Genomic DNA, 22,119 nt, shown 5'->3' with positions numbered 1-22,119 from the left:
ACCGACCCCGACAAGCGCTCCAAGGGCATCTCCGCGTTCGTGGTGGAGAAGAGCGACGAGGGCGTCTCCTTCGGCGCGCCGGAGAAGAAGCTCGGTATCAAGGGCTCCCCGACCCGCGAGGTCTACCTCGACAACGTCCGCATCCCCGCCGACCGCATGATCGGCGCCGAGGGCACCGGCTTCGCCACCGCGATGAAGACCCTGGACCACACCCGCATCACCATCGCCGCCCAGGCCATCGGCATCGCCCAGGGCGCCCTGGACTACGCCAAGGGCTACGTCCAGGAACGCAAGCAGTTCGGCAAGCCGATCGCCGACTTCCAGGGCGTGCAGTTCATGCTCGCCGACATGGCCATGAAGCTCGAAGCCGCCCGCCAGCTCACCTACGCCGCCGCCGCCAGGTCCGAGCGCGTCGACAGCGACCTGACCTTCTTCGGCGCCGCCGCCAAGTGCTTCGCCTCCGACGTCGCCATGGAGGTCACCACCGACGCCGTCCAGCTCCTCGGCGGCTACGGCTACACCCGCGACTACCCCGTCGAGCGCATGATGCGCGACGCCAAGATCACCCAGATCTACGAAGGCACCAACCAGGTCCAGCGCATCGTCATGGCCCGCAACCTCCCGTAGTCGTCCGTCCCCCGACCGTTTGACCGCTTGAAAGGAGCCAGGCCGTGACCCTGAGGATCGCTGTCTGTGTGAAGTACGTACCCGACGCGACCGGCGACCGCGGTTTCGCCGACGACCTGACGGTCGACCGCGACGAGGTCGACGGCCTGCTGTCGGAGCTCGACGAGTACGCCGTCGAGCAGGCCCTGCGCATCTCGGAGGAGTCCGACGACGCCGAGGTCACCGTCGTCACCGTCGGTCCGGACGACGCCAAGGACGCGCTGCGCAAGGCGCTGTCGATGGGCGCCGACAAGGCCGTCCACGTCAACGACGACGACATCCACGGCACCGACGTCATCGGCACCTCCGCGATCCTCGCCAAGGCCCTGGAGAAGACCGGTTTCGACCTGGTCATCTGCGGCATGGCGTCGACCGACGGCACCATGGGCGTGCTCCCCGCGCTGCTCGCCGAGCGGCTGAGCCTTCCGCAGGTCACCCTGCTGTCCGAGGTCTCGGTCGAGGACGGCCTGGTGAAGGGCCGCCGGGACGGCGACGCCGCCACCGAGCAGATCGAGGCTCCGCTGCCGGCCGTCGTGTCGGTCACCGACCAGTCCGGCGAGGCCCGTTACCCCTCCTTCAAGGGGATCATGGCCGCGAAGAAGAAGCCGGTCGAGGAGCTGGACCTGGACGACCTCGGCATCGACGCCGACGAGGTCGGCCTCGCCGGGTCCTGGACCCTGGTCGAGTCGGCCACCGCGCGCCCGGCCCGTACCGCGGGCACGATCGTCACCGACGAGGGCGACGGCGGCAAGCAGCTCGCCGCGTTCCTCGCCACCCAGAAGTTCATCTGACCCACCGTCACTATCGTTCAGGAGCAAGGAATCATGGCTGAGATCCTGGTTCTCGTGGACCACGCCGACGGTGCGGTCCGCAAGCCGGCGCTCGAACTGCTCACGCTCGCCCGCCGGATCGGCGAGCCGACGGCCGTCGTGCTCGGCGCCGGCGAGGCCGCGGCGTCGATCGCCGCCACCGCCGGCGAGTACGGCGCGGCGACCGTGTACGTCGCGGACGGCGCCGAGTTCGCCGACCAGCTCGTCGTGCCGAAGGTCGACGCGCTCACCCAGATCGCCAAGGACAAGGGCGTCGCCGCCGTCCTGGTGACCTCCTCGGGCGAGGGCAAGGAGGTCGCGGCGCGCGTCGCGCTGCGCCTCGGCTCGGGTCTGATCACCGACGCCGTGGAGCTGGAGGCCGGTGACGAGGGTCCGGTCGCGACCCAGTCCGTCTTCGCCGCCTCGTACCAGGTGAAGTCGCGGGTCTCGCACGGCGTGCCGGTCATCACCGTCAAGCCGAACTCCGCCGCCCCGGAGGCCGCCCCGGCCGCCGGTACGGTCGAGAACGTCACCGTCGCCTTCACCGGCAACGCCGCAACCGTCGTCTCGCGCACCCCGCGCGTCTCGACGGGCCGCCCCGAGCTGACCGAGTCCGCGATCGTGGTCTCCGGCGGCCGTGGTGTCGGCGCGGCCGAGGGCTTCGAGGTCGTCGAGAAGCTCGCGGACTCCCTGGGCGCGGCGGTCGGCGCCTCGCGTGCCGCCGTCGACGCCGGCTGGTACCCGCACTCCAACCAGGTCGGCCAGACGGGCAAGCAGGTCTCGCCGCAGCTGTACATCGCGGCGGGCATCTCCGGCGCGATCCAGCACCGCGCGGGCATGCAGACCTCGAAGACCATCGTGGCCGTGAACAAGGACGCGGAGGCCCCGATCTTCGACCTGGTGGACTACGGCGTGGTCGGTGACCTCTTCGAGGTCCTGCCGCAGCTCACGGGCGAGATCGGCGCCCGGTAGGGTCGCTCTCCCGCCCTACGAGAACGGCCCGGTGGCACAGAGTGCCACCGGGCCGTGTCGTCGTGTCGCGGTCAGATCCAGCCGTCGAGGGGGACTTCCTCGCAGAGCCGGACGACGGGCTGTCCCACCGAGGCGGGGCGCGCGGAGAGCCTGACGCGGACGCCGGGGCGTACCGCGTGCGGGGGCCCGTCGACCCGGCACCGTACGACGAAGCCCTCGGTCATGTGCACCGGCCACAGGTCGTTGTCGGCCGCGGCGACCCCGCGGCGTACGGAGATCACGCCCTCGCCCTCGCTGCGTTCGGGGGCGAGGTCGGTCGACCCGCAGGTCGGACAGAGCAGGCGCTGGAAGGTCGTGGTGTGGCACCAGCGACAGAGCTGGTAGTAGAGCTCGGCGTCGTCCGATTCCTCGGCGTGGACGACGGCGCTCCCGTTCCTCACTGCTACGGACCCGGTGTGGAACACGATGCGTTCTCCTTGCACTCGGCGGCTCGACCGTGCGTGGAGCAAAGATATGGCACTGAGTGCCATCAAATAAAGACCTGAGTTCCCTCAATTGAAGATACTGAGATCCCTCAGCTCTCCCTCAGCTCTCTCCGAGGCTCGACTCCACCTCGCGCACCACCCGCCACATCGGCGTGGAGCGCTTGGTGATCACCACCACGACGTCCTCGGCCTGCTCGCCCTGACCGGCGCCGCCGCTCTCGCCGCGCTCCTCGCTCCAGGTGTCCCGGACGAACTCCAGGGCCCGGTCCACCTCGGCCAGCGGATCGCCCTCGCCGCCCGAGCGCAGCCAGTGGCGGAGCGTGTGGTTGTGCGCGGCGACCACGGCGGCGGCTACCACGTTGGCCCGCAGGGTGCCGTCGCGCCGGTCCGCGTAGCGGGTCCGCAGATAGTCGCCGAGGGTCTTCTCGTACCGCCAGACGACCGACAGTTCGTACGTGCGCAGGCCCGTCACCTCGCGGGTCAGGCGGTAGCGCTGGACGGAGAAGGTGGGGTTCTCGGCGTACATCCGCATGACGAGGCGGGTGGCGTCGCAGACCCTGACCAGCGGGTCGTCGGTGTCCGCGCTCGCGGCGAGGAACGCGGTCATGTCGGCGAGGCTCTGTTCGTGGTCGGGGAAGACCACGTCCTCCTTGGACGGGAAGTACCGGAAGAACGACCGCCGGCCGACCCCGGCGAGGGTGACGATGTCGTCGACGGTGGTCTGCTCGTACCCCCGCTCCAGGAAGAGCTGGAAGGCCGCGGCGATGAGGGAGTCCCGCATCGCGGGCTTCGCGGAGTTCGTCGAGGCTGTTCCCATGGCCAGAACCTAACATCCGTCAGGGGACAGCGCGGCACTTGGTGCCAGCTTTCACCGGCACCAAGTGCTCTCCGAGAGGACCGACGTACGGGTCGGTCAGCGGGCCGCCATCCGCAGCGCGCCGTCCATCCGGATCGTCTCGCCGTTCAGGTAGTCGTGCTCGGCGACCATCGTGACGAGCCTTGCGTACTCGTCCGGGCGGGCCAGGCGCTGCGGGAAGGTGACGCTCGCGCCGAGCCCGGCGCGGATCTCCTCGCTGAACCCGGCCATCATCGGGGTGTCGACGATCCCGGGCGCGATGGTGACGACCCGGATGCCGAACTGCGCGAGGTCACGGGCGGCGGTGACGGTCATCCCGGCGACACCCGCCTTGGAGGCGGCGTAGGCGATCTGCCCGACCTGGCCCTCGAAGGCCGCGATCGAGGCGGTGTTGACGACGAGTCCGCGCTGGCCGTGCTCGTCCGGCTCCTGACGGGCGATGACCTCGGCGGCCAGCCGCATCACGTTGAACGTCCCCAGCAGGTTGACGTTCAGGACCGCACGGAACAGGTCGAGGTCGTGCGGGCCCTTGCGGCCCAGGACACGGGCGGAGGGGGCGATGCCCGCGCAGTTGACGGCGAGCCGCAGCTCCGCGCCATCGGCCTCGATCCGGGCGAGGGCCTCGCGGACCGGCGCCTCCTCGGTGACGTCGGCGGCGAGCAGGGTCACGCCCTCGGGCAGGGGCCCGGCCGCGGCGACGGCCTTGTCCAGGTCCAGGCCGTAGACGGTGGCGCCACGGGCGGCGAGTGCGGCGGCGGTGGCGGCACCGAGACCGGATGCGGCGCCGGTGACGAGCGCGGCGGAGCCGGCGATGTCCATGGAACTCCTCGAAACGTCAGCGGGAAAGCGGCGGTGGGGCGGGCGTCAGGCGGCGAGCCGGCGGCTGATGACCAGCCGCTGGATCTGGTTGGTGCCCTCGAAGATCTGCATGATCTTGGCCTCGCGCATGTAGCGCTCGACCGGGAAGTCACGGGTGTAGCCGTACCCGCCGAGGACCTGGACGGCGTCCGTGGTCACCTTCATGGCCGCGTCGGTGGCGATCAGCTTGGCCACGCTGGCCTGGCGGCCGAACGGGCGGCCGAGGTCGCGCCGGCGCGCGGCGTCGAGGTACGTGGCGCGGGCGGAGTCGACGGCGGCGGCCATGTCGGCGAGGAGGAAGCCGAGCCCCTGGTGGTCGACGATCTTCCGCCCGAAGGTGGTGCGCTCGTTGGCGTACGCGACGGCGGCGTCGAGCGCCGCCTGGGCGAGGCCCGTGGCGCACGCGGCGATGCCGAGGCGTCCGCCGTCGAGCGCGCTGAACGCGATCTGCAGGCCCTGGCCCTCGTCGCCGACGAGCCGGTCGGCGTCGAGCAGCGCGCCGTCCCAGTGGGCGGACGTGGTGGGCACCGCCTGCAGGCCCATCTTCCGCTCGGGCTTGCCGAAGGAGAGGCCCTCGGTCTCGCCGGGGGCCAGGAAGCAGGAGATGCCGTGGCTGCCGGGGGCGGTGCGGGCGAACAGGGAGTAGAAGCCGGCCTTGCCGCCGTGGGTGATCCAGGCCTTGGTGCCGGTGACGCGGTACGCGGCGCCGTTCGGGCCGTCGGTCACGCGCTCGGCCTTGCAGGCCAGGGCCGCGGCGTCGGAGCCCGCCTGGGGCTCGGAGAGGCTGTATCCGCCGATGGTCTCGCCGGCGAGCATCGCGGGGAGCCAGCGCTCCTTCTGCTCCGTGGTGCCGAAGTGGTGCAGCGGGTGGCAGGCCAGGGTGTGGACGCTGGTCGCGACGGCGACGGCCGCCCAGCGCGCCGCCAGCTCCTCCAGAACCTGCAGGTAGACCTCGTAGGGCTGGCCTCCGCCGCCGTACTCCTCGGGGTAGGCGAGGCCGAGGAGCCCGGCCTGCCCGAGCGTGGCGAACAGACCCTCGGGATACGTCTCGGCGGACTCGTGCTCGTCCACGCGGGAGGAGAGCTCCTTGTCGGCGATCTCCCGGGTGAGGGCGATGAGGTCCGCTGCCTCGGGGGTGGGAAGCAGGCGGTCGACAGCCATGGTGACTCCATTGACACTCAGCCACTCAGCACCGGGTAACGGTACTGCTGGCGGTACGGCAGTACCGGTTAGCGTAGCGCAGAAGGGTTCTGCCGTAACCCCCTGAAGGGGTGGACCGGCATACTGTTCGGGTGATCGACACTCCAGCCGCCGGCGCCCCCAAGCTGACGGGCCGTGGCGCGGCCCGGCGGTCCGCGCTCTTCGAGGAACTGGTGGAGCTCCTCGTCGGCGAAGGCTTCGCCCAGCTGACCCTGGACGATCTCGCGGCCCGGCTGCGCTGTTCCAAGCGCACGCTGTACGGCCTCGCGGACAGCAAGGAACAGCTCGTCCGGGCGGCCGTCGTCCACTTCTTCCGGCGCGCGACCACCCGGGTCGAGGCGGTCCTCGCGGCGGAGCAGGCTCCCGCCGAGCGGCTGGCCGCCTACCTCCGCGCGGTCGCGGCGGAGCTGGCTCCGGTCTCGCCGCAGTTCTTCGACGACGTGGCGGCCTTCGAACCGGCCGCCGAGGTCTACGAGCGCAACACGCGCGCGGCGGCGGGGCGGGTCCAGCAGCTGATCGAGGAAGGCGTACGCGCGGGGGTCTTCCGCGAGGTCCATGTGACGTTCGCGGCCGATGTCATCGCCTCGGTGATGGTCCGCATCCAGCGGCGCCAGGTCGCGGCGGCGACCGGTCTGGCCGACGCGGCTGCCTACGGACAGCTGGCCGAGCTCCTCCTGAACGGCCTGCGCAAGACCTGACGGCCTCCCCGCCGGGGCGGACGGGGCGGATGGGGCGCACGGGGCGGACGGGGCGCCTAGAAACCGTCGTCGGTGTGCGGGAGCCTCGGCGTGCGCAGTGCCGCGTCGAACACGGCCGCCGCGCCGGGGGTGTGCTCCTCGACCAGCCCGGCGGCGACCAGGTCCACGACCTTCGTGCCGCCGAGGTAGCACGCGGCCAGGTCCCGTACGCCGAAGGAGAGGTCGACCGGGTCGCCGGTCGCCTCGTGGCGCGCGCCGTCCGGGCCCGTGGTCAGCCGGAAGCGGCCCGAGTTGGCCGGCATGCGGCTGTCGTGGACCTCCAGGACGAGGTCGGCCGCCGCCGCCCAGCTCCGGGCCGTGAGCGCCGCGCGCACGTCGACGAGCCGCACCCACAGCGCGGGGTACTGGCCCGTGACCCGCACCTGGTCGCGGTCGCCGGCGAAGAACAGCAGCGGGTCGTCGAGCGGCCTGCCCCAGGCGCGCACGGTGGAGGTCAGGTCGATCGAGACCAGATAGCGCCAGAGCGCGGCGGCGGCGGCCGGGGTGTCGGCCTCCAGTTCGTCGACCCGCACCAGGCCGGGGGTGTGGCTCTCCTCGTCCTCGCCCTTGGTCCGGTAGACGGCGTACCCGGCGACGGGATCGCCGAGCACGACGACCCGGGGCGGGGACAGCTCGTCGTCGTCCTCGTCCGGGTCGCGCAGCCACTCACCGGTCCAGCGCGCCTCGTCGCGCGGGTTCCGGCCCGCCCGGAGCGGGCGCGTGGACTCGAAGTACGGGCCGACGACGTCGGGCGCGTCGGCCGGGTCGACCAGCCGCAGCGGGCGTTCGTCGGGGTCGATGCGCAGGGCGAGGGGGCGCCGGGAGTCGATCTCGACGGTGACGCCGTGCGTGGCGGCGCCGAAGCCGAAGCGGCCGTAGATGGCGTCCTCCGACGCCCAGAGCGCGGCGAGCGGCGCCCCTCGCTCCTCGTACCGCCGGAACGCCTCGGCCATGAGGGCGGAGAGCACGCCGCGCCGCCGGTGGGTCGGCGCGACGGAGACGTACGTCAGTCCGGGACAGGGCAGATCGGCGCCGGGGACGGAGAGGGTGAAGGGGAAGGCCGCGAGAAGACCGACCAACTGCTCGCCGTCGTAGGCGCCGATCCGCTCGCAGGGCAGCAGCAGCTCGCGCCGGTGCTTGCGCTCCTCCTCCTCGGGCCGCTCATGGAAGACGAGGTACGCGAGGTCGAGGGCACGGTCGAGATGCGCTTCGGGTACGTCACGAATGTCCATGTCGAGACCCTAGTCGCGGATCGCGCCGCTCTTCAGGGCGGTCCGCCCGGGTCGGGCGGCGGGGACGTTCGCCGCCCCGATGCCGAGGAAGGCGGTGCCGAGGAAGAGCCAGCCGGCCACTCCCCCGTCGGTGACCAGCAGCGCGACGAGCAGGGGTCCACCGGCGCGGGCCAGGTCGGAGCCGAGGCTCCAGGCACCCAGGTACTCGCCCTGCCGGGCGGGGTCGGCCAGCCCGTACGAGAGACCCCAGCCGCTTGCGGAGGAGAGCAGTTCACCGGCGGTCAGCAGGGTCACGCCCACCGCGAGGACCACGACGGCGGCGACCGGCGGCAGGGCGGCCGTGCAGGCGAACGCGGCGCAGGCGCCGAGCAGCGCCCAGCCCGACCTGCGACCGGCCAGTGCGGCCCCTTCGACGGTCTCGGAGCCCCGGGCGGCCCGGACCTGGAGCAGGATCGCGAGCGCGGTGTTGAGGAGCATCAGGGCGGCGATGGACCAGCGCGGCGCCTGTGTGTGCTCCGAAACCCAGAGCGGGAGGCCGAGGTTGATGACGTCGGCCTGGATGTGGAGCAGGCCGGAGAGGACGGCCAGGACGAGGTAGCGGCGGTCCCTGAGGGCCGCGGTCCGCGCACGGACGGCCGACTGGCTCGCCGCCGTCGGCGGGGTGCCGTCCGGCATCCGCAGCAGGAGCACGGCGACGACCGCGTACGAGAGGGAGTTGCCGAGCACGAGAGCGGCGTAGGCGGCCCGGGAGTCGGCGACGAGTGCGGCGCCGGCCCCCAGACTCCCCAGTGAGAAGCCGATGTTGAGCATGACGCGGCTGTAGGCGCTGGCCCTGATCAGGGTGTCGGGGTCGGCGATCCGGGCCAGGTAGGCGCTGCGGACGGGGCGGGAGGCGCTCTGCGCGAGGCCGATGGCGCAGACGACGGCGAGGAACGCGACGAACGAGTCCACGAGCAGATAGCAGGCGAAGGCGGCCGCCTGGGCGATCGCGGTGAGGAGCCAGATCCGCCGGTGCCCGAAGCGGTCGCCGAGCCGCCCGGCGGGGACCGAGACCCAGGGCCCGAGGAGCGCGGAGACCGTGAGGCCGATGCCGGTCTCGGCCGGGCTCAGTCCGACGACACGGGTGAAGAAGAGGGCGGCGCCGGTGTGGAAGAGGCCGTTGCCGATCCAGTCGGCGAGGGTCGTGACGGCGTACGGGCGCAGGGGACCGCGGGGCGGCAGCACGGCTGCCGCCCCGGAGAGCATCGAGGGCATGCCCCCAGCCAACCCGCCCGGGCCGCCGGCGGACAGACATTTAGGCTGGAGCTCAATGCTGAGCTACCGCCTCGGGGTCGACGACCTCGCCGACATGCGCTTCGCCTGTTCACCGCTGCTGGAGACGGCCACCAGTCTCTGGGCGCTGCGGCAACCGGAGAAGTACGTCCTGCACCTGCCGTGGGTGCGCCGGACCCGCACCGTCCTCGACGCGTCGACCTCCCTCGACCGCGCGCTGCTCGGGGAGTTGGTGGTGAACGGGAGCGGCTGGCTGCCGGACTTCATCACGCCCCGGCCCGACTCACCCCTGCCCGACGTGGGCGAGGAGCTGTCCCGGGTCCGCGCGACGACGCCGGAGAAGGCGCTCGCGGACGTCCGGGCGGCCTACGCACACCGTCCGTTGCCTCCTCGCCTCGCGGAACTGGCCGACGATCCGGTCCGGTTGCGGGACGCGATCGCGGAAACCGTCGAGAACTACTGGCAGTTGGCCGTCGCACCGCACTGGCCGCGGATGAGGGCCGTGCTGGAGGCCGACATGCTGCACCGGGCGCGGGCCCTCGCCCGCGACGGGGCGGCGGCGCTGCTCACCTCGCTGGATCCGACCTCGGTGTGGCGGGAGGGCGAGCTGAGCATGAACGTGCACCGGGATCTGCACCTCAGCACCGCTGTGGCGGGGCGAGGTCTGTGGCTGGTGCCGACGCTCTTCGCCCGGCACGCGATCAGCCCGGTCGGGCCGGACGAGCCGCCGACGATCTCGTATCCGGCGCGCGGGGTGGCGACCCTGTGGGAGACCGGCGCGCCGCGCCCGGAGGGGGCGCTGGCTTCGCTGGTCGGCCGGCGGAAGGCGGAGCTGCTGGTGCTCCTGGACGGCCCCGCCTCCACGACCGAACTGGCCCGCCGCACGGGTGTCACGGCGAGCGCGGTCTCCCACCATCTGGCGGTGCTGTTCACGACGGGTCTGGTGAGCCGGGCCAGGGTGGGACGTGCGGTGCTGTACGCGCGTACGGAGCTGGGCGACCGGCTGATGTGACCTGCGCCGATCGACCGCCGTGATCCGGCCGCCGCCGTCCGACTCCGCGATCCGACCGCCGCGATCCGACCCCGCGATCCGACCGCCGCCGCGTGCCCTGCGCCGTGTGTCCTGCTCCGTCCGACCTCCGCCGTCCGACCGCGCCGTCAGGCGACGGAGCCGATCCGGCCGGCCGGTGCGCGCGGGGCGTCGTGGTGGATCGGGGTGTGCGCGCCGGTGAGGGAGACGCCGGTGCCGCCGCGGCGGTTGGCCACGATCTCGGCGGCGATGGAGAGGGCCGTCTCCTCCGGGGTACGGGCGCCGAGGTCGAGGCCTATCGGGGAGCGCAGGCGGGCGAGTTCGATCTCGGTGACGCCGACCTCGCGCAGGCGCTTGTTGCGGTCCTCGTGGGTGCGGCGGGAGCCCATCGCGCCGACGTAGGCGACGGGCAGTTTCAGGGCCGCTTCGAGGAGCGGGACGTCGAACTTGGCGTCGTGGGTGAGCACGCAGAGGACGGTCCGCCCGTCGACCTCGGTCGACTCCAGGTAGCGGTGCGGCCATTCGACGACGATCTCGTCGGCCTCGGGGAAGCGCGCCGGCGTCGCGAAGACGGGCCGGGCGTCGCAGACGGTGACGTGGTAGCCGAGGAACTTGCCGACCCTGACGAGGGCGGAGGCGAAGTCGATGGCACCGAAGACGATCATGCGCGGGGCCGGGACGGAGGACTCGACGAGGAGGGTGAGCGGCTGTCCGCAGCGGCTGCCGTCCTCGCCGATCTCGACGGTGCCGGTGCGGCCCGCGTCCAGCATGGCCAGGGCCTCGCCTGCCGCGGTGCGGTCCAGCTCGGGGTGGCCGCCGAAGCTGCCCTCGTACTCCCCGTCGGGACCGACCAGGAGCGACCGGCCCATGAGGTCGGCGGGTCCGGAGACGATCCTGGCGAGGGCCGCCGCCTCCCCGGAGACGGCGGCGGCCAGGGCTGCGGGGTAGACCCCGCCGCGTACCGGGGTGACGAGGATGTCGATGATTCCGCCGCAGGTCAGACCCACGGCGAAGGCGTCCTCGTCGCTGTATCCGAAGCGTTCGACGACGGTCCTGCCGTCCTCGAGCGCCTGTTGGCACAGTTCGTAGACCGCGCCCTCCACACATCCTCCGGAGACCGAGCCGATCGCCGTGCCGTCGCTGTCGACGGCGAGCGCGGCGCCCGGCTGCCGGGGCGCGCTCCCGCCGACCGCCACGACGGTGGCGACGGCGAACTCGCGTCCCTGCTCGACCCACCGGTGCAGCTCTTCGGCGATGTCCAGCATCTCGAACTCCTCGAAACGTGTGTGGAGGGCGACGTTACGGGCGTCAGCTGACGCCCAGCCAGCTCTCGATCGGATGGATGGCGAAGAACACGATGAAGATCGCGGTCAGGCCCCACATGAAGGCACCCACTTCGCGCGCCTTGCCCTGTGCCGTCTTGATCACGGCGTAGGAGATGACACCGGCCGCGACACCCGTGGTGATGGTGTACGTGAAGGGCATCAGGACCACGGTGAGGAACACCGGGATCGCGACGGAGCGGTCGCTCCAGTCGACGTGCTTGGCGTTCTGCATCATCATCGCGCCGATGACGACCAGGGCCGCGGAGGCGACCTCGGCCGGCACGATCGCGGTGATCGGGGTGAAGAAGAGGCAGGCCGCGAAGAACGCGCCGGTGACCACGGAGGACAGACCCGTACGGGCACCCTCGCCGACGCCGGTCGCCGACTCGACGAAGACGGTCTGGCCGGAGCCGCCGCCGACGCCGCCGATGACACCGCCGGCACCGTCGATGAAGAGGGCCTTGGACAGGCCGGGCATCCGGCCCTGGCTGTCGGCGAGCTTCGCCTCGGAGCCGACACCGATGATCGTGGCCATGGCGTCGAAGAAGCCGGCGAGCACCAGGGTGAAGATGATCATGGTGATCGTGATGTAGCCGACGTCGCCCCAGCCGCTGAACGACACCTCGCCGATGAGCGAGAAGTCCGGCGTGGAGACGGCGCTTCCGCTCAGCTCCGGCGGTCCGGAGAACCAGGCCTTGGCCGGCAGGTCGCCGACGGCGTTGACGATCGCGGCGATGACCGTGCCCGCCACGATGCCGATCAGGATGGCGCCGGGCACGTTGCGGGCCTGGAGCGCGAAGATCAGCAGCAGGGTGAAGGCGAAGATCAGGACGGGCCATCCGGCCAGCTCACCGGCCGGGCCGAGGACGACCGGGCCACCGCCGGGAGAGGGGTTCTCGTGGACGAAGCCGGCCTTGACGAAGCCGATCAGCGCGATGAAGAGACCGATGCCGATGGTGATCGCGTGCTTGATCGCCAGCGGGATCGCGTTCATGATCATCTCGCGGAGGCCGGTGACCACCAGGAGACAGATCACGACGCCGTACGCCACACACATCGCCATCGCCTGCGGCCAGGTCATGACGGAGATGACCTGCGAGGAGAGGACGCCGGAGACGCTGAGCCCCGCCGCGAGGGCGAGCGGGACCTTGCCCCAGAAGCCCATCAGCAGGGTCGTCACCGCGGCGGCCAGGGCGGTCGCCGTGATGAGGGCGGGCTGGCTGAGGACGTTGCCGTCCACATCCTTGCCGCCGAGGATCAGGGGGTTGAGCAGGAGAATGTACGCCATCGCCATGAAGGTGGTGACGCCGCCGCGGATCTCCGTCGCGACGGTTGATCCTCTCTCCGAGATGTGAAAGTACCGGTCGAGCCAAGAGCGGCCGGCGGGGACGTTCGAGCCGGAGCCCGCGTCCTCCGAGGCGGTCTTGGGCTCCACTGACGACTGGGTCATGGGGCCTACTCCCAAGGTTCAAAGGGGCACCCGCTTAAGACTTTCCGAAGGTCAGACATGCTGCGGGATTTGGGATGCTGCGTGGGCTGCACGACCCGGGGGACGGCCCGAGACGAACTTGGGTGGATCAGGTCAATCTGGCGGTTCTCGATACTTCTAGTGTTGCTGGGTACCTCTGGTGTTGCTGATGTTGCTTGATACTTCTGGTGGTGCTGGTGTTACTGGGTGCTACTGGTGTTGCTGGTGGTATCGGTGAGCGGTGATACCGGGTTCTGCTCCGGGCGGTGCGGGCGGGGAAGTGTGACGTTCCTGGGAGGCACGCACCGCCCGGAGAGTCCTAGAGGGTGCCGGTGAGCGCCTCGGGGCGGACCGGCGTCTTGTTGAGCTCCAGGCCCGTCGCCGCCCGGATCGCCGCGAGGACGGCCGGGGTGGACGACAGGGTCGGGGCCTCGCCGATGCCCCGCACGCCGTACGGCGCGTTGGGGTCGGCCAGCTCGAGGTAGTCGACCGGGATGGTCGGCGTGTCGAGGATGGTCGGGATCAGGTAGTCCGTGAAGGAGGGGTTGCGCACCTTCGCGGTCTTCGGGTCGACGATGATCTCCTCCATCACCGCGACGCCCAGGCCCTGGGTCGTACCACCCTGGATCTGGCCGACCACGGAGAGCGGGTTGACCGCCTTGCCGACGTCCTGCGCGCAGGCCAGCTCGATCACCTTCACGAGGCCGAGCTCGGTGTCCACCTCCACCACCGCGCGGTGCGCGGCGAAGGCGTACTGGACGTGGCCGTCGCCCTGGCCGGTGACGAGGTCGAAGGCCTGGGTGGGGCGGTGCCGCCACTCCTCCTCCACCTCCACGGCCTGGTCCTCCAGGACGTCCGCGATGGAGGCGAGGGCCTCGCCGCCGTCGGTGACGACCTTGCCGCCCTCCAGGAGGAGTTCGGCGTTGGCCCACGCCGGGTGGTACGAGCCGAACTTGCGCCGGCCGATCTCCAGGACCTTCTCGCGGACGATCTGGCAGGAGTTCTTGATGGCGCCGCCGGTCATGTACGTCTGGCGGCCCGCGGAGGTCGAACCGGCCGAGCCCACCTGCGTGTCGGCGGGGTGGATGGTGACCTGCTGGACACCGAGCTCGGTACGGGCGATCTGCGCGTGGATGGTGACGCCGCCCTGGCCGACCTCCGCCATGGCGGTGTGGACCGTGGCCACGGCCTCGCCGTTGATGACCTCGATGCGGATCTTGGCGGTCGAGTAGTCGTCGAAGCCCTCGGAGAAGCCGACGTTCTTGATGCCGACGGCGTAGCCGACGCCCCGCACGACACCCTCGCCGTGCGAGGTGTTGGACAGGCCGCCCGGCAGCGCGCGGACGTCCGCGCCCTCGCCGGCGGACTCCCACTGGCGCTCCGGCGGCATCGGGCGGGCCTTGACCCGGCGCAGCAGCTCGGCGACCGGGGCCGGCGAGTCCACGACCTGACCGGTCGGCATGATCGTGCCCTGCTCCATGGCGTTGAGCTGGCGCAGCTCCACCGGGTCCATGCCCAGCTTGGCCGCGAGCTTGTCCATCTGCGCCTCGTAGGCGAAGCAGGCCTGGACCGCGCCGAAGCCGCGCATGGCGCCGCAGGGCGGGTTGTTGGTGTAGAGGCCGATCGCCTCGATCTCGACGTCCTCGATGACGTACGGGCCGACCGAGAGGGAGGAGGCGTTGCCGACGACCGAGGCCGTCGACGACGCGTACGCGCCGCCGTCGAGCACGATCTTGCACTTCATGTGCGTGAGCTTGCCGTCCTTGGTGGCGCCGTGCTCGTAGTAGAGCTTCGCCGGGTGCCGGTGGACGTGCCCGAAGAAGGACTCGTACCGGTTGTAGACCATCTTGACCGGCTTGCCGGTGCGCAGCGCCAGGATGGAGGCGAGGATCTGCATGGAGATGTCCTCGCGGCCGCCGAAGGCGCCGCCGACACCGGCCATGGTCATGCGGACCTTCTCCTCGGGCAGGCCGAGGCAGGGGGCGATCTGCTTGAGGTCCGAGTGCAGCCACTGGGTGGCGACGTACAGGTCGACGCCGCCGTCCTCGGCCGGTACGGCGAGGCCGGACTCGGGGCCGAGGAAGGCCTGGTCCTGCATGCCGAAGGTGTACTCGCCCTTGACGACGACGTCGGCGCGCTTGGCGGCCTCGTCGGCGTTGCCGCGGATGATCGGCTGGCGGTGCACGATGTTGGGGTGCGGGACGTGACCGGAGTGGTGGTCGTCGCGGTTCTCGTGGACCAGGATCGCGTCCGGGGCGAGCGCCGAGGCCTCGTCCGTGATGACCGGGAGCTCGCGGTACTCGATCTTGATCTTGGCGGCGGCGCGGCGGGCGGTCTCCGGGTGGTCGGCGGCCACGAGGGCGACCGGCTCACCGTGGTGACGGACCTTGCCGTAGGCGAGGACCGGGGTGTCCTGGAACTCCATGCCGTAGTTCTTCGCGGCCGGCAGGTCCTCGTGGGTCAGAACGGCGTAGACGCCGTCCATCGTGAGGGCCTCGGTGGTGTCGATGGACACGATCTCGGCGTGCGCGACGGTGGAACGCAGGATCTGGCCCCACAGCATGTCCTCGTGCCACATGTCCGAGGAGTAGGCGAATTCGCCGGTGACCTTGAGGGTGCCGTCCGGGCGGAGCGTGGACTCGCCGATGCCGCCCTTGACGTGGTTCTGGGTGACCTCGGTGGGCGTGCCCACCGGAACGGTACGGGTGTTCTGAGCCATCGTCAGACCGCCTCTTCCTGACGCTCCTGGCGAGCGGCCGCGAGGCGGACCGCGTCGAGGATCTTCTCGTAACCGGTGCAGCGGCAGAGGTTGCCGGAGAGCGCCTCACGGATGTCCGCGTCCGAGGGGGACGGGTTGCGCTCCAGCATCTCGTCGGCCGCGACGAGCAGACCGGGGGTGCAGAAACCGCACTGGACGGCGCCGGCGTCGATGAACGCCTGCTGGATCGGGGAGAGTTCGACACCCTCGCCGGTCTGCGAGTCCTGGCCGGGCTTGGCCTGCCAGTTCTTCGCGGAGTCGAGGCTGGTGCCGCAGCCGCCGGTGCCGCAGGCACCGCCCGGGTGGGCGTCCTCGCGGTGCTGGGCGTAGTCCGCCAGCCCCTCGACGGTGACGACCTCGCGGCCCTCGACCTGACCCGCGGCGACCAGGCAGGAACAGACCGGCACGCCGTCGAGACGGACGGTGCAGGAACCGCACTCGCCCTGCTCGCACGCGTTCTTGGAGCCGGGCAGCCCCATCCGCTCACGCAGCACGTAGAGAAGGGACTCGCCCTCCCAGACGTCGTCGGCTTCCTGCGGACGACCGTTGACCGTGAAATTGACGCGCATGGTTATGCAGCTCCCTCAAGCGTGCGGCCGGTGCCGCGGTACTGCTCCCAGGTCCAGCCCAGCTGGCGGCGGGCCATGATGCCCACGGCGTGGCGGCGGTACTTGGCGGTGCCACGGACGTCGTCGATCGGGTTCGCGGCGCCCGAGCAGAGCTCGGCGAACTGCTTCGCGATCGACGGGGTGATGATCTTGCCGCTCTCCCAGAAGCCGCCCTCCTCCAGAGCCGCGTTCAGGAAGGCCTCGGCCTCCTTGGCGCGGATCGGGGTCGGCGCGGCCGAACCGATGCCGGTGCGGACCGTGCGGGTCTCCGGGTGGAGCGCCAGGCCGAAGGCGCAGACCGCGATGACCATCGCGTTGCGCGTACCGACCTTGGAGTACTGCTGGGGGCCGTCCGCCTTCTTGATGTGGACGGTCTTGATGAGCTCGTCGGGCTCGAGCGCGTTGCGCTTCACGCCCGTGTAGAACTCGTCGATCGGGATGAACCGGCTGCCACGAACCGACTCGACCTCGACCTCGGCACCCGCGGCGAGCAGCGCGGGGTGCGCGTCACCGGCGGGGGACGCGGTGCCCAGGTTGCCGCCGACGCCGCCGCGGTTGCGGATCTGCGGGGAGGCCACGGTGTGCGAGGCGAGCGCGAGACCCGGCAGCTCGGCCCGCAGGTTCTCCATGATCTGGGTGTACGGAACGGAGGCGCCGAGGCGGACGTTCTCCTCGCCCACCTCCCACTCGCGCAGCAGCTCGATACGGTTCAGGTCCAGGAGGTACTCGGGACGCCGGTGGTCGAAATTGATCTCGACCATGATGTCGGTACCACCCGCGATGGGCACGGCCGTGGGGTGCTCGGCCTTGGCGGCGAGCGCCTCCTCCCAGCTGGCGGGGCGAAGGAAGTCCATGGTGGCTCTCTTCTTGTGCTTCTAGTGATCGGGGGTCGGTCGGTCTTCAACGGGCCCGGGGGGACGGCCGGCCCTCGACTTCGAATTCATGTTCACGTGCTGTTAACGCGATGTGTGGCCTAGTACACAAGGCCAGCCCGCCGGGGTGCAGTCACCGAAAACATGAAGGAGTTGGCTGGTGACCTTGTTCGTCTTGTAGATTCGAACGAACGGCGGTACTCGGCAACCTCGCCGTTTCCCCCTGGAAACCGTGGCACCAGGCCACCGACCACATCGCGACAGTCTTCGGAACCGTCGGACGTGCCGTCGCTCCGGGGGAGCACGGCGGGCGAGTACCCGCGAAAGTGATGACGAGTGACGGACGAGAAGGAACGGCGGCAACGAGATGCGGCTGCGCGCACTGCTGGAAACCGACGCGCTGGGGCTGCGCCTGCTCGGTGGTGAGGACGAGCTGGACCGCACCGTCCGCGGCGTGATGACGACGGACCTCAAGGACCCCAGCCGGTATCTGTCCGGCGGCGAGCTGGTCCTCACCGGTCTGGCCTGGCTCCGGGACCCCGAGGACGCGGAGCCGTTCGTCCGGATCCTGGCCTCGGCCGGGGTGGCCGGGCTCGCGGCGGGCGAGGCGGAGCTCGGGGACATCCCCGACGATCTCGTACAGGCGTGTTCTCGCCATCGGCTGCCGCTCTTCGCAGTGAACGAGTCCGTTGCGTTCGCGACGATCACCGAGCACGTTGTTCGACAGGTGTCCGGCGAACGTGCGGGCGACCTGGCGGCGGTCGTCGACCGCCACAGGCGGCTGATGACCTCCGGTCCGGCCGGCGGCGGGCCCGAGGTCGTCCTGGACCTCCTCGGCTCCGACCTGGACCTCCGGGCCTGGGTCCTCTCCCCCACCGGCCGCCAGATCGCGGGCGCGGGAGAGCCGCTGGACGCCTCGCTCGCGGCGACGCTGGCCGGTGAGCACCTGGCGGCGACGAGGACCGGCCGGCGCGGCCCGCACCGGCTCAGCGCGTCCGGAACCACCTTCTCCCTCTTCCCTATCCGCAACACCGGCCGCGGCGCGGCGCCCGCCGTACGCGACGTACGGGAGACCGTGCTCTCCGACTGGCTGCTGGCCGTCGAGGCCGACGCCGGGGACTGGCCGGCCGCCCGGCTCGACCTGCTCCAGGGCGTCACCCAGCTGATCGCCGTCGAGCGGGACCGGCGGGACGCGGCGCGCACGGTACGGCGCAGGCTGGCGCAGGAGGTCCTGGAGCTGGTCCAGACGGGGGCCGCCCCCGCCGAGATCGCCGCGCGTCTGCGGGTCGCCGCCCCGGTGCTGCTGCCGGGCCTGGGGACCGCGCCGCACTGGCAGGTCGTGGTCGCCCGCGTCGAATGGGACCCGGAGGCCGGGCAGGGCCCGGTGGAGACCGGTCCGGTCGCCCAGGCGCTCCTGGAGGAGATCCTCGTCGACCCGGCGACCGTGGGTCCCGAGTCCACCGACCGGATCGCGGTCGCGCACCACGGGGACGAGGCCATCGCCCTGGTGCCGCTGCCGGCGGGCCCGCTGCCCGACAGCGAGGACGAGGGGACCACGAACATCGGGCTGCACGCGGACGCGCTGCTCGCGGCGGTGCGCGAGCCCCTCTCCGCCGGCCTCGACGGCGACGGCCGCCTCACCCTCGGTGTCAGCGCGGCCGTCCACTCGGCGGAGGGCCTGCGCGGCGCCCTCGAGGAGGCCAGGCACGCCCGTCGGGTCGCCGCCGCCCGCCCGGGCCGCGTCTGCGCCGCCGGGCACCACGAGCTCGCCTCGCACGTGCTGCTGCTGCCGTTCGTCCCGGACGACGTCCGCCGCGCCTTCACGGCCCGGCTGCTCGACCCGCTGCGCGACTACGACCGCCGCCACCGCGCCGAGCTCATCCCCACGCTGGAGGCCTTCCTCGACTGCGACGGCTCCTGGACCCGCTGCGCGACCCGGCTGCACCTGCATGTGAACACCCTGCGGTACCGGGTGGGCCGGATCGAGCAGCTGACGGGCCGCGACCTGTCGCGTCTGGAGGACAAGCTCGACTTCTTCCTGGCGCTGCGCATGAGCTGACCGCCTCGGGCGGGTGGCCCCCGGCGGGTCACCCGCACGGCTCAGGCGGCCGCGGATTCCGCGGTCGTCACCCGAAGGGATCATGGCGGGATTCATCTCTTCGGGGGAACGCCGTTCCGAGCGGCAGGGCGGGCGCGGCGCCCAAGGCCGGCGGCCGCCGGGGCGCACCGGCAACGCCCGGGGGCAGGCCGGAGGCGGATGGGATCGGGCCATCGGGCCGTGCCGAACGCATGCGTCCGCATAGCGGTCAAGGTCCAGCACTTGTGAAAAGTTTCACCTGACCCCTTGGCCAGCGCCACGCGTTCGTGCTGAGATGCGGGCCTGACTCAACAGCTCAATGGCGCGCTCGGGGAGGGCAATGTGGCGGATACCGCCATGTCTGGTTCCGAAACAACGGGTGGCGACGATCCGTCCCTTGGCTACGGCGGGGCGACCCCGATGGAGACGGCCATATGGCGTCTCCGCTCGCGCGGCTGCTGGACGGACGCCGCGGCACTGCTCGCGCCCCGCGCCGCGGAGCCCGCGGCGGCACTGGAACGGGCGGCCCTGCTGATCGAGCGGTGTCTGTACACCGAGAAGGGGTGGTCGGACGCCGAGGAGGCGCTCCGGGCGGCCGAGGCCGTGGCCCGGACGGACGAGGAGCGGGGGGCGGCCGCGTGCGAACGCGGCTATCTCGCCTACGCGTCGACGCTGCTCGGCGTACGCGACCGGGCCGACGAGGCGACCGCGGCGCTCGGGCGGGCGGCGGCGCTGATCAGCCCCGGGGGCGAGGGGCGTCCACTGCTCGACTACCGGCGCGGGCTGATGGCCCAGAACCTCGGCGACTCGCCGCAGGCCGCGCGCGCCGCCTACCGGCGCGCCCACGCGGGCGCCGCCGCCCAGGGGGACGAGCTGCTGCTCTCCTCCACCTGGCGCCATCTCGCCGGACTCGCTTTACGGGAAGGCGAGTTGGCGGAGGCGCGGCACGGCTTCGCCGAGTCCCTCCGCATCCGTGAGGAGCTCGGCTACCTGGTCGGTACGGCCCCGGCCCTGACCGCCCTCGCGGACACGGAGACCGAGCCGGAGGCGGGCCGCCTCCGGGCCGAGGCGGCCCGGCTGTTCCGCCTTCTGGGCGGGGTGCCGACCTGGCTCGCGGCCCAACTGACACCTCGGCCCGCGATCTGACGGAGAGTCGGGCCTTGGACGGGTGGGCGGAGACGGAGCCGCCCACCCCCCGATCGCCGCCGGAGTGCCCGGTCGTCACGGGACCCACGGAGGGGTCGACAGCCGTGACGTACCGTCACCTGGCCTGGTCCGGGGACCTGTCCAGGCAGAGCAGCACCTCGTCCATGCCCACCACCAGTGCCCCGTCCGGCGTCAGGGCCACCGCACGGACCGGCGGGCCGGGGCGGAAGGTGTGGCGGGACCGGTTGTCGAGGTCGTGGAGCTCGACGAGACCGTCCGCCCAGGCGATCGCGAGTGACGGCCCCTCGGCCGTCTCCGCGGCGTGCAACGACACGACGGCGGCGCGGCGTTCGGCGATCGGGGCCGGGTCCGGGTCCTGGCCGGGGATCCAGCGGCGGACCGTGCCGTCGAGGCCGCCGCTGCAGAGGAAGGGCGTGGCGGTCTCGATCGCCGTCACGGCCGTGACGCGGCCGCTGTGCAGCGCGGCCTGGTGAATGCCCGTCAGACCGAAGGCGTGGACGGAGCCGAGCCGGTCGCCCACCACGACCGAGCCGCTGATCGCCGCGAGCGCACTGCCCGGGTGCCGGGTGAGGGTCGCCGCGACGGCCGTCGTGAGCCGCTCCAGATAGGGCGGCCGGGGCGCCGGCCCGGGGACAGGTTGCAGCCGGCCCCGCTCGTCCAGGATCAGCACCGTCCCGTCCGGCGCGGGCGCCAGCGCCTTGATCCGGCCGCCCGAGGGGGTCCGCAGGGATTCGCCGGCGGGCGTGGCGTCGGCCGCGCCGAGCAGCCGCACCTCGTCCGTGGTGCCCGCGACGAGGAGGCGGTCGCCGATGGCGCCCAGGGCCGTGACCGGGCCCGGCCAGGGCGGGGTCAGATCGCCGCGTACCCGGGTCCACCGCACCCGCCAGGGCGCGTCGGCGGCGAGGGCTCGCAGCGCGGGACGGAGCCGGGGGTCCGCCTCGTCGCCGAGGGCGCCGAGCAGGACGACGGCCCGGTCCGCCGGGCTCTGGTCGCGGCACAGGGACTGGCCCGCGCGCAGCCAGGCCGAACGCAGGCCGCCGCGGTCGTCACCGGGGCCGGTCGCGTAGGCGGTGGTGACGCGCAACGGGTCGGCCGTGCAGACCGCGACGGGGTCGGCCAGATCGACGGCGTGCCGTGCCTCGTACGGCGCGGAGGCGTCGTCCGGCCCCGACTCCCTCCGCTCGGCGGCCTCTTGGTCCGTTCCGGCGGTCTCGACATCCCCGTCGAGGTCCACGACCGCGACGCGGCGGTCGGAGAGGAGGGCGTACGACGGCGTGCCCGTACAGGTCTCCACGACGAGCCGGACGCGGCCCGACGCGGCGAGTTCTCCGACGAGTCCGGCGATCGCCTCCGGCTCGGCGGCGGCGTGCAGGTCCGGCAGGACGAGGGCGGCGCGCCGCGTCTCGGTGGTGGCGACGGCCCGGACGAGTTCACCGGGCGTCCTGGCCACCACACCGAGCCGGTTCGCGATCGTCCACGCCGCGCCGAGCACGCACTGCCCGGCGAGCGGGACCAGCTCGCGCGCCGCGCGCCGGCGGCGCGCCCCGGGGCGGGTGCGGTGCGCGGCCAGCCAGGAGAGCAGGGCGGACTTGCCCCGGCGGGGGCCGCCGACGACCAGGCAGAGGCGCGGGGCCTCCGGGTCGGTGAGCCAGCCGAGCAGGGCCGCCGCCTCGGCCTCCGTACCGGCGGGGCGGTCTCCACGGACGGATCCGGTCACAGGCACCTTC

19 protein-coding genes are annotated in these 22,119 nt (G+C 72.2%); 7 read left to right on the top strand and 12 right to left on the bottom strand.

The window, feature by feature from the left end; genetic code table 11:
- The 3 genes from ACF1G2_RS35210 to ACF1G2_RS35200 all read left to right on the top strand — a co-directional run.
- Positions 1 to 627 (top strand): acyl-CoA dehydrogenase family protein (locus ACF1G2_RS35210; RefSeq protein WP_391802236.1); only part of this gene is annotated, 627 nt, incomplete at its 5' end.
- Between the two features lie 44 nt (positions 628 to 671).
- Entirely contained in the window at positions 672 to 1,457 is a 786-nt protein-coding gene (locus ACF1G2_RS35205; RefSeq protein ID WP_391802235.1) for an electron transfer flavoprotein subunit beta/FixA family protein, read from the top strand.
- Positions 1,458 to 1,490: 33 nt separating this feature from the next.
- On the top strand, positions 1,491 to 2,447 hold the full coding sequence (locus tag ACF1G2_RS35200) for an electron transfer flavoprotein subunit alpha/FixB family protein (RefSeq protein ID WP_391802234.1): 957 nt from the start codon (positions 1,491 to 1,493) through the stop codon (positions 2,445 to 2,447).
- A 71-nt stretch (positions 2,448 to 2,518) separates the two neighbouring features.
- Here the strand turns inward: ACF1G2_RS35200 and ACF1G2_RS35195 are convergent, their stop codons facing one another.
- The 4 genes from ACF1G2_RS35195 to ACF1G2_RS35180 form a co-directional block, all read right to left on the bottom strand.
- On the bottom strand, positions 2,519 to 2,911 hold the full coding sequence (locus tag ACF1G2_RS35195) for a hypothetical protein (RefSeq protein ID WP_391802233.1): 393 nt from the start codon (positions 2,909 to 2,911) through the stop codon (positions 2,519 to 2,521).
- A 121-nt stretch (positions 2,912 to 3,032) separates the two neighbouring features.
- On the bottom strand, positions 3,033 to 3,749 hold the full coding sequence (locus ACF1G2_RS35190) for a TetR family transcriptional regulator (protein WP_391802232.1): 717 nt from the start codon (positions 3,747 to 3,749) through the stop codon (positions 3,033 to 3,035).
- Between the two features lie 96 nt (positions 3,750 to 3,845).
- Positions 3,846 to 4,607: an SDR family NAD(P)-dependent oxidoreductase gene (locus tag ACF1G2_RS35185; protein ID WP_383292710.1), complete on the bottom strand. Its 762-nt coding sequence runs from the start codon at positions 4,605 to 4,607 to the stop codon at positions 3,846 to 3,848.
- A gap of 45 nt (positions 4,608 to 4,652) precedes the next feature.
- The gene (locus ACF1G2_RS35180) at positions 4,653 to 5,807 is read right to left on the bottom strand and encodes an acyl-CoA dehydrogenase family protein (protein ID WP_391802231.1); all 1,155 of its coding nucleotides are present in this window, start codon (positions 5,805 to 5,807) and stop codon (positions 4,653 to 4,655) included.
- 131 nt (positions 5,808 to 5,938) lie between these two features.
- On the opposite strand from ACF1G2_RS35180, the gene ACF1G2_RS35175 reads away from it, so the two are divergent.
- On the top strand, positions 5,939 to 6,544 hold the full coding sequence (locus tag ACF1G2_RS35175) for a TetR/AcrR family transcriptional regulator (protein WP_391802230.1): 606 nt from the start codon (positions 5,939 to 5,941) through the stop codon (positions 6,542 to 6,544).
- A 56-nt stretch (positions 6,545 to 6,600) separates the two neighbouring features.
- Here the strand turns inward: ACF1G2_RS35175 and ACF1G2_RS35170 are convergent, their stop codons facing one another.
- Together ACF1G2_RS35170 and ACF1G2_RS35165 are read right to left on the bottom strand one after the other, a co-directional pair.
- Positions 6,601 to 7,815, bottom strand: a complete 1,215-nt coding sequence (locus ACF1G2_RS35170; RefSeq protein WP_391802229.1) for a GNAT family N-acetyltransferase — start codon at positions 7,813 to 7,815, stop codon at positions 6,601 to 6,603.
- 9 nt (positions 7,816 to 7,824) lie between these two features.
- The gene (locus tag ACF1G2_RS35165) at positions 7,825 to 9,069 is read right to left on the bottom strand and encodes an MFS transporter (RefSeq protein ID WP_391802228.1); all 1,245 of its coding nucleotides are present in this window, start codon (positions 9,067 to 9,069) and stop codon (positions 7,825 to 7,827) included.
- Positions 9,070 to 9,124: 55 nt separating this feature from the next.
- Between ACF1G2_RS35165 and ACF1G2_RS35160 the strand changes: the two genes are divergently transcribed.
- Positions 9,125 to 10,099 (top strand): DUF5937 family protein, encoded by a 975-nt coding sequence (locus tag ACF1G2_RS35160; RefSeq protein ID WP_391802227.1) that lies wholly within the window; start codon positions 9,125 to 9,127, stop codon positions 10,097 to 10,099.
- Between the two features lie 146 nt (positions 10,100 to 10,245).
- Here the strand turns inward: ACF1G2_RS35160 and ACF1G2_RS35155 are convergent, their stop codons facing one another.
- The 5 genes from ACF1G2_RS35155 to ACF1G2_RS35135 form a co-directional block, all read right to left on the bottom strand.
- Positions 10,246 to 11,382, bottom strand: coding sequence for an XdhC family protein (locus ACF1G2_RS35155; RefSeq protein ID WP_391802226.1), 1,137 nt, complete (start codon positions 11,380 to 11,382; stop codon positions 10,246 to 10,248).
- Positions 11,383 to 11,425: 43 nt separating this feature from the next.
- Positions 11,426 to 12,892, bottom strand: coding sequence for an NCS2 family permease (locus tag ACF1G2_RS35150; protein WP_391802225.1), 1,467 nt, complete (start codon positions 12,890 to 12,892; stop codon positions 11,426 to 11,428).
- A 337-nt stretch (positions 12,893 to 13,229) separates the two neighbouring features.
- Positions 13,230 to 15,629 carry a xanthine dehydrogenase subunit D gene (gene pucD, locus ACF1G2_RS35145; protein WP_391802224.1) on the bottom strand — a complete coding sequence of 800 codons (2,400 nt, stop codon included), beginning with the start codon at positions 15,627 to 15,629 and terminating at the stop codon, positions 13,230 to 13,232.
- A 2-nt stretch (positions 15,630 to 15,631) separates the two neighbouring features.
- Positions 15,632 to 16,237: a (2Fe-2S)-binding protein gene (locus ACF1G2_RS35140; RefSeq protein WP_391802223.1), complete on the bottom strand. Its 606-nt coding sequence runs from the start codon at positions 16,235 to 16,237 to the stop codon at positions 15,632 to 15,634.
- 2 nt (positions 16,238 to 16,239) lie between these two features.
- Entirely contained in the window at positions 16,240 to 17,130 is an 891-nt protein-coding gene (locus ACF1G2_RS35135) for an FAD binding domain-containing protein (RefSeq protein WP_391802222.1), read from the bottom strand.
- 385 nt (positions 17,131 to 17,515) lie between these two features.
- Here ACF1G2_RS35135 and ACF1G2_RS35130 point away from each other — a divergent pair, with 385 nt between their 5' ends.
- Together ACF1G2_RS35130 and ACF1G2_RS35125 are read left to right on the top strand one after the other, a co-directional pair.
- The gene (locus ACF1G2_RS35130; protein WP_391802221.1) at positions 17,516 to 19,207 is read left to right on the top strand and encodes a PucR family transcriptional regulator; all 1,692 of its coding nucleotides are present in this window, start codon (positions 17,516 to 17,518) and stop codon (positions 19,205 to 19,207) included.
- 375 nt (positions 19,208 to 19,582) lie between these two features.
- A complete protein-coding gene (locus tag ACF1G2_RS35125) occupies positions 19,583 to 20,371 on the top strand; it encodes a hypothetical protein (protein WP_391802220.1) in 789 nt (262 codons plus the stop codon).
- 115 nt (positions 20,372 to 20,486) lie between these two features.
- Here the strand turns inward: ACF1G2_RS35125 and ACF1G2_RS35120 are convergent, their stop codons facing one another.
- Positions 20,487 to 22,109, bottom strand: coding sequence for a hypothetical protein (locus ACF1G2_RS35120; RefSeq protein ID WP_391802219.1), 1,623 nt, complete (start codon positions 22,107 to 22,109; stop codon positions 20,487 to 20,489).
- Positions 22,110 to 22,119 lie beyond the last annotated feature (10 nt).

The organism is Streptomyces sp. NPDC013457 (assembly GCF_043089925.1).
In the GTDB taxonomy this organism is placed as follows: domain Bacteria; phylum Actinomycetota; class Actinomycetes; order Streptomycetales; family Streptomycetaceae; genus Streptomyces.
This window is presented reverse-complemented; position numbering and strand designations above follow the sequence as displayed.